This window comes from Caulobacter sp. D5 (assembly GCF_003185805.1).
In the GTDB taxonomy this organism is placed as follows: domain Bacteria; phylum Pseudomonadota; class Alphaproteobacteria; order Caulobacterales; family Caulobacteraceae; genus Caulobacter.
Map to the genome: position 1 here is coordinate 1 of NZ_QHJY01000367.1, position 5633 is coordinate 5633.

At 71.9% G+C, this 5633-nt stretch carries 5 protein-coding genes; all 5 read right to left on the reverse strand.

Annotated features, from left to right (window positions below):
- Window positions 1-200: hypothetical protein (locus DMC18_RS21040; protein ID WP_146218155.1), on the reverse strand; the 200-nt coding region annotated here is incomplete at its 3' end.
- A 51-nt stretch (window positions 201-251) separates the two neighbouring features.
- Complete coding sequence (locus DMC18_RS21045) at window positions 252-1733, reverse strand: carboxylesterase/lipase family protein (RefSeq protein ID WP_158285955.1); 1482 nt, start codon at window positions 1731-1733, stop codon at window positions 252-254.
- Between the two features lie 25 nt (window positions 1734-1758).
- Window positions 1759-2682: an ROK family protein gene (locus tag DMC18_RS21050; RefSeq protein ID WP_110119761.1), complete on the reverse strand. Its 924-nt coding sequence runs from the start codon at window positions 2680-2682 to the stop codon at window positions 1759-1761.
- A gap of 116 nt (window positions 2683-2798) precedes the next feature.
- Window positions 2799-3989 carry a glycoside hydrolase family 27 protein gene (locus DMC18_RS21055; RefSeq protein ID WP_110119760.1) on the reverse strand — a complete coding sequence of 397 codons (1191 nt, stop codon included), beginning with the start codon at window positions 3987-3989 and terminating at the stop codon, window positions 2799-2801.
- A gap of 308 nt (window positions 3990-4297) precedes the next feature.
- A partial coding sequence (locus tag DMC18_RS21060) for a TonB-dependent receptor (protein WP_110133285.1) occupies window positions 4298-5633 on the reverse strand: 1336 nt, incomplete at its 5' end.

Below are 5633 nucleotides of genomic sequence, written 5' to 3' on the forward strand. Positions count from 1 at the left end.
GACAGCGACCACGGCGCGCCAGCCGGCAGGGTCTGGCCTTCGCCGGCGCCCGCCAGCGGACGCGACAGCCCGTCGCCGCCGGCCGGGAAGTCGGCGTTGTACGGCCCCCAGCTCTGGGCGAGCGCGGCGGAGGCCAGCAGGGCCAGGGCGCAGCCGGCAAGCAGGCCAGGCTTCAAGACGGACTTCGAGCGGGTCGTCATTTCCGTTTCCTCCTCCGCGCGCGGCTTGGTCGCCGCTTGTCGCCAGATGTTCTAGGGCCGGGTCAGGAACCGGCAGGCCGGCTCGCCGCCCTGCTCCGCCCTTGGCCCGTCGGGGGCGAAGACGAGGCGACGGGCCGCGCCGTCCTCGGCCGGCCAGGGCGGCAGGCCGGCGGCGTTGGGATCTCCCGTCCGGGCGAAGACGGCCCAGTAGGCCTGCATCGGCGGGCGGCCCTCCGCGGGCCGGTCGAAGACATTGGTCAGCTCCGAGCCATGGCCGACGACCGCCTGCCCCGGCGGGGGAACGGCCAGCTCGTAGCGCCAGACCTTGCCCCCGGTCTTCTCGCGCAGGGCGGCGACCGAGGCGGCCGGGCAGCGGAACATGCGGTCGGCAGCCAGTTGCAGCACGGCGTCGCCGCGCAGCGGATCGGCGGCAGGCGGCGGGTCGTGATCGAGGCCGTAGAGCGCCAGCACCTGCGGCGCCCGTGCGCCGAAGGTCTCGACCACCCAGGCCTTGGCGCGGGCGGGATCGCCGCCGAACAGGGCGATCTCGCGGGCGCTGGAGCCGACGATCATCGGCTTGATGGCGGGATCGGCCAGCAGCGCTTCGGGCGCCTTGGGCAGCACCACGCCGTCGACCACCGCCTGGGTCCAGATGAAGCCCTGGTCGTCGATCGGCGCCTTCAGGTCTTCGGCGGCCCTGAGGAGTTCTGGGCCCGAGACCTTGCGCAGGTCGGCCAGCGACCGCGCGCCGACGCCCCTGGCCAATTGCAGGCCGATCGCCTCGTTCTGTTTCAGACTGCGCGGCGCGAAGCCGAAGCCCGGCGGGCCGCTTTGCAGAATCCCCCGCGCGAACAGGCCCCGGGCGTGGGGCGACAGCATGACGAGGCCGACGTCCTGGCCGCCGGCCGAGTGGCCGAACAGGGTGACGTTGCCCGGGTCGCCGCCGAACGCGGCGGCGTTGTCGTGAACCCAGCGCAGGGCCGCGATCAGATCCATCAGGGCGTAGTTGCCCGACGCCCCGCCCTGCTCCCGGGTCAGGCCCGGATGCGACAGGAAGCCGAAGACGCCCAGGCGGTATTGCACGCTGACCAGGATGACGCCCTGGTCGACCAGGCTGGACTCCACCGTGCCCGCGCCGGAGCCGGCGTGGTTGGCCCCGCCGTGCACCCAGACCATCACCGGCAGCTTCGCCCCGGCCGAATGCTTGGGAACCCGGATGTCGAGATAGAGGCAGTCCTCGCTGGACCGCGCGGCGTCGGCGGCGTTCCAACCGCGCGAGGTCTGGAGGCAGGCGGAGCCGGACTTCAGGGCCGCGCGCTCGCCGCTCCAGGCCGGGAGCGGCGCAGGCGGCTTCCAGCGCAGGTCGCCGACCGGCGGACGGGCGAAGGGAACGCCGAGGAAGGCCAAGCTTCCGTCAGCCCGCTGCTCGCCGACCAGCACGCCGGCCTTGGTCGAGACCCGCGCCGGCTCGGCGGCCGCTTGGGTTGCCAGCGCTGTCAGGAGCGCCGCGAAAAGGAGGCGGGGCGTCCGCATCGGGCGATCCCTCCTCCCGGCGCCGTCAGGCGGCGACATCGCTGGACCAGTCGGCCTGGTTCCACAGCCGGGCCGCGCCGCGCACGCCCGAGGAGTCGCCCCAGCGCGCCTTGACGATCCGGCTCTCCCAGCGGTCGGTGAAGACGTGCGGCGCCACCAGGCCCGGCAGGCGCTCGTACAGCACATCGACATTGGACATGCCGCCGCCCAGCACGAAGACGTCCGGATCGACGATGTCTGCGATCACCGCCAGGCCCCGGGCCAGACGGTCGAGATAGCGGTCGAGCGCGGCCTGGGCGACCGAATCGCCGCCGGCGGCGGCCTCGACGATCGCCGCGCCGCTGAGATCTGCGCCACCGTGCTCGCGGAAGTCGCGACGGAATCCGGTGCCCGAGATCCAGGTCTCCAGACAGCCGTGACGGCCGCACCAGCACTGCGGACCGGGGTTTTCCTCGGCCTTGGGCCAGGGCAGCGGGACGTGGCCCCACTCGCCGCCGACGCCGTTGCCGCCTTCGACCAGCTTGCCGTCGACGACGAGCCCGCCGCCGCAGCCGGTGCCGATGATCACCGCGAAGGTCACCCGCGCCCCGGCGGCCGCGCCGTCGATGGCTTCGGACAGGGCCAGGCAGTTGGCGTCGTTGGCCAGGCGCACCTGGCGATCGAGCGCGGCCTCCAGGTCCTCGCGGAACCGGCGTCCGTTCAGGTAGGTGGTGTTGGCGTTGCGCACGAGGCCCGTGCGCGGCGACACCGAGCCCGGGGCGCCGACCCCGATCGTGCCGCGGCCGCCTGCCGCCTGCTCGGTGCGGGCCACCAGGTCGCGCACGGCGGCCAGGGCGCTGTCGTAGTCGCCGGGCGTGGGAGTGCGGAGGGTCGAAAGCACGCGACCGTCAGACGACAGGGCGGTCGCCTCGATCTTGGTTCCGCCGAAATCGATCCCGATCTGGATCACCCAATACTCCCTGTCGCACGCTCGGCGACTGCGCGCCGACACATATCCGCCGATGGCTTACCCCGCGTCCGCTGGGCGCGCCAGAATTAAAAAACGCTTTTTATTTATTCATGAAGTCACGGCGAGACCGTGACCATGACCACGCCATGCGGCGCGACCTGCGCCGCATAGCCGCCCTTACGCGGGCCCAGGTCCTTCCCCGCCCACAGATCACGAACTCTGCCTGACAGAGTAGCAGGATAGTCCAGCATCGACCAGTCCACGCGAACCTCCGCCGGCGCCGCGCCGCGATTGAGGAGCACCACCGCCCGGCCGCCGCCCTTCAGCGGCCGCGCCCAGACTTCCAGATCGCCCTGCCTGGACACCCGCCGCGCCTGGACGCCGAGGGGATCCTGGTCGATGGCGATGACTTCCTTGTTGGTCAGGATCGCCTTGGTGTCGGCGTCCATGTGGCCGATGTCGTTGCCGGCGATCAGCGGCGCGGCCAGCATGGCCCACAGGCTGAAATGGGCGCGGTATTCCTGCGTGGTCATGCCGCCGTTGCCGACCTCGAGCATGTCGGGGTCGTTCCAGTGGCCCGGCCTGGCGTAGGGATGGAGCTCGGCCTGCTTGTCGAGGATGTTGAGCATCCCCAGGCTGTAGCCCTTCACGCCCTCCCAGGCGTCGTAGATGTCGCCGGTGGTACGCCAGAGGTTGCCGACCCCAGCGCCCCATAGCCAGGGCTTCGAGCCGCCCCACTCGCAGATCGAGAAGACGATGTCGCGGCCCGTGGCCTGCAGCGCGGCCGACATGATGTAGTAGGACGACGGCGCATCCTGCGTGCCGGCCATGCACCAGTCGTACTTCAGGTAGTCGACGCCCCAGGCGGCGTATTGGCGGGCGTCCTGATATTCGTAGCCGCGGCTGCCGGGCCGGCCGGCGCAGGTCTTAAGACCGGCGTCGGAATAGATGCCGAACTTCAGGCCCTTGGCGTGGATGTAGTGGCCCAGGGCCTTCATGCCGCTCGGGAAACGCCTGGGATCGGGCTGGATGTCGCCGCGCGCGTCGCGTTCGCCGTGCCAGCAGTCGTCGATGACCACATAGTCGTAGCCGGCGTCCTTCATGCCCGACGAGACCATGGCGTCGGCCATGCGCTTGATCAGGGTCTCGTCGACGTTGCAGCCGAACCTGTTCCAGCTGTTCCAGCCCATCGGCGGCGTGCGGGCCAGGCCGTTGTCGGGCAGCGGCGGCGGCGGATCGTCGGCCAGGGCCGGCGCGGCGGCGAACAGCAGGGAGGCGGCCGCCAGGGTCGAGACGAGGCGCTTCATGGGCTCACGCGGAAAGGGGGAGAAGAAGGAAGACGGTCCGCCGATCCCTTGGCTCCCGCGTGCAGGAAATTTGGGAAAGGCGCGGGTGGATCGGCGGACCGCGAGGCGACGAAGGCCTCAGTCGTTACTGCGGGAAGATCGATTGCGCGGGGTCGCGCCAGGGCTGCGCCTGAAAGTCATGGTTCCCTCCCGGATCCTGGAGCGGCGTCGAGGCCGCGTCCGGATCGCTTGAGACCGAAGTCATCACGTTCCGCGGGGACCCGTCAATAGAATAAATAAATTTGCTTTTGTTTTTAGCGGTACCATTCTCAGCGCACGTAGACGACGCCCACCCGCAGGCTGCGCGGCGCGTCGTAGCTGGTGATCCCGTCGCCGGTGCGGCCGGTGGCGACCTCGGCGTCCAGGGCGTTGCGCAGTTCGACCTCCAGGCGGGTCGCCGTGTTGACGGCGTAGCGGGCCGAAAGGTTCAGGGTCGTGGCGGCCGCCAGGCGGCGGGTGTTGAGGTCGTCTTCGAACCGCGCGCCCTCGTGGCGGGCGGCGAGGAAGAGGTCGAGGCGCTGCGCCGCCTTCCATTCCAGACCAGCAGACGCCGCCAGGCGCGGCGCCTGGGCGGGACGCTTGCCGGTCAGCTGCGGGGCGTCGGCGCCGCCATCGACCTCGGCTTTCGTCGCCATCACCGCGCCGGTCAGGGCGAGGCGCTCGGAGAGGTTGGCGCGGCCTTCCAGCTCCAGCCCGGCCGCGTCGATGCGGCCGACGTTCTGGCGCTGGCGCAGCACGCCGCCGGCCGGGATGAAGCCGGCCGTCGGGAAGGTGGCCGGCCCCGTCCCGATCGTGACATTGGCCACCGGATCGTCGAGGCGGTTGAGGAACAGGGTGGCGGTCAGGCTCCCCGCCCTGCCCTCGACGCCGCCGCCGGCCTCGACGCCGTAGAGGCGCTCGGGTTTCAAGGCGGCGTTGGCCTCGGTGACGTCGTTGCCGACCCGGAACGGGCGGTGCAGCTCGTTGAGGCTGGGCGGGCGGAAACCGGCATAGGCGGCGGCGCGCAGGAAGCCGGGCCCGAGATCGCGACGCAGGCCGGCGCGGCCGGTGGGCGTGGTCGCGCTGCGGCCGGCGGGCGTCTCGTCGAGGGTGGCCGCGCCGGTCTGGGCGTCGAACTCGCGGCGGCGGGCGTCGAAGGCCCGCCAGTGGTCGAGGCGCAGGTCGCCGGTGGCGAGCCAGGGTCCGGCGGTCCAGCTGGCGTCGGCATAGATCCCGGCCGTGGTGGTGCGGCCGCCGGCCTCGCGCAGGCGGGTGAACTGGCCGGACATGTAGCGGAAGCGCTCGTGGGTCTCGCCCTCGGCGGCGCGGACGTCGGCGCCCAGTTCCCATTCCAGCGGGCCGCGCACGCCGCGCAGGGCGGCGTTGAAACCGAAACCGTAGGCCGGCGTCTCGTATTGGTCGTTGGCCGGCGTGGTCGTGGCGCGGCCGGTCGCGACGGCGACAGAGCGGTTCTGCAGGTCGCTGACCAGGGTCCAGGCCTGGAGCCGCCAGCCCTTGCGGTCCGGCGACGGCGCCTGGGCGAGGGTCAGGCTGGCCTGGGCGCCGCGCGAGCGGGCGTCGGCGCCGAACAGGCCCGAGCGGTGGTTCTCGTCATAGGCGGCGACG

What these genes read in the sequence shown, in the direction of transcription:
- DMC18_RS21045 (WP_158285955.1), bottom strand. Translation starts at nt 1,733, where the DNA reads ATGCGGACGCCCCGCCTCCTTTTCGCGGCGCTCCTGACAGCGCTGGCA.
- DMC18_RS21055 (WP_110119760.1), bottom strand. Translation starts at nt 3,989, where the DNA reads ATGAAGCGCCTCGTCTCGACCCTGGCGGCCGCCTCCCTGCTGTTCGCC.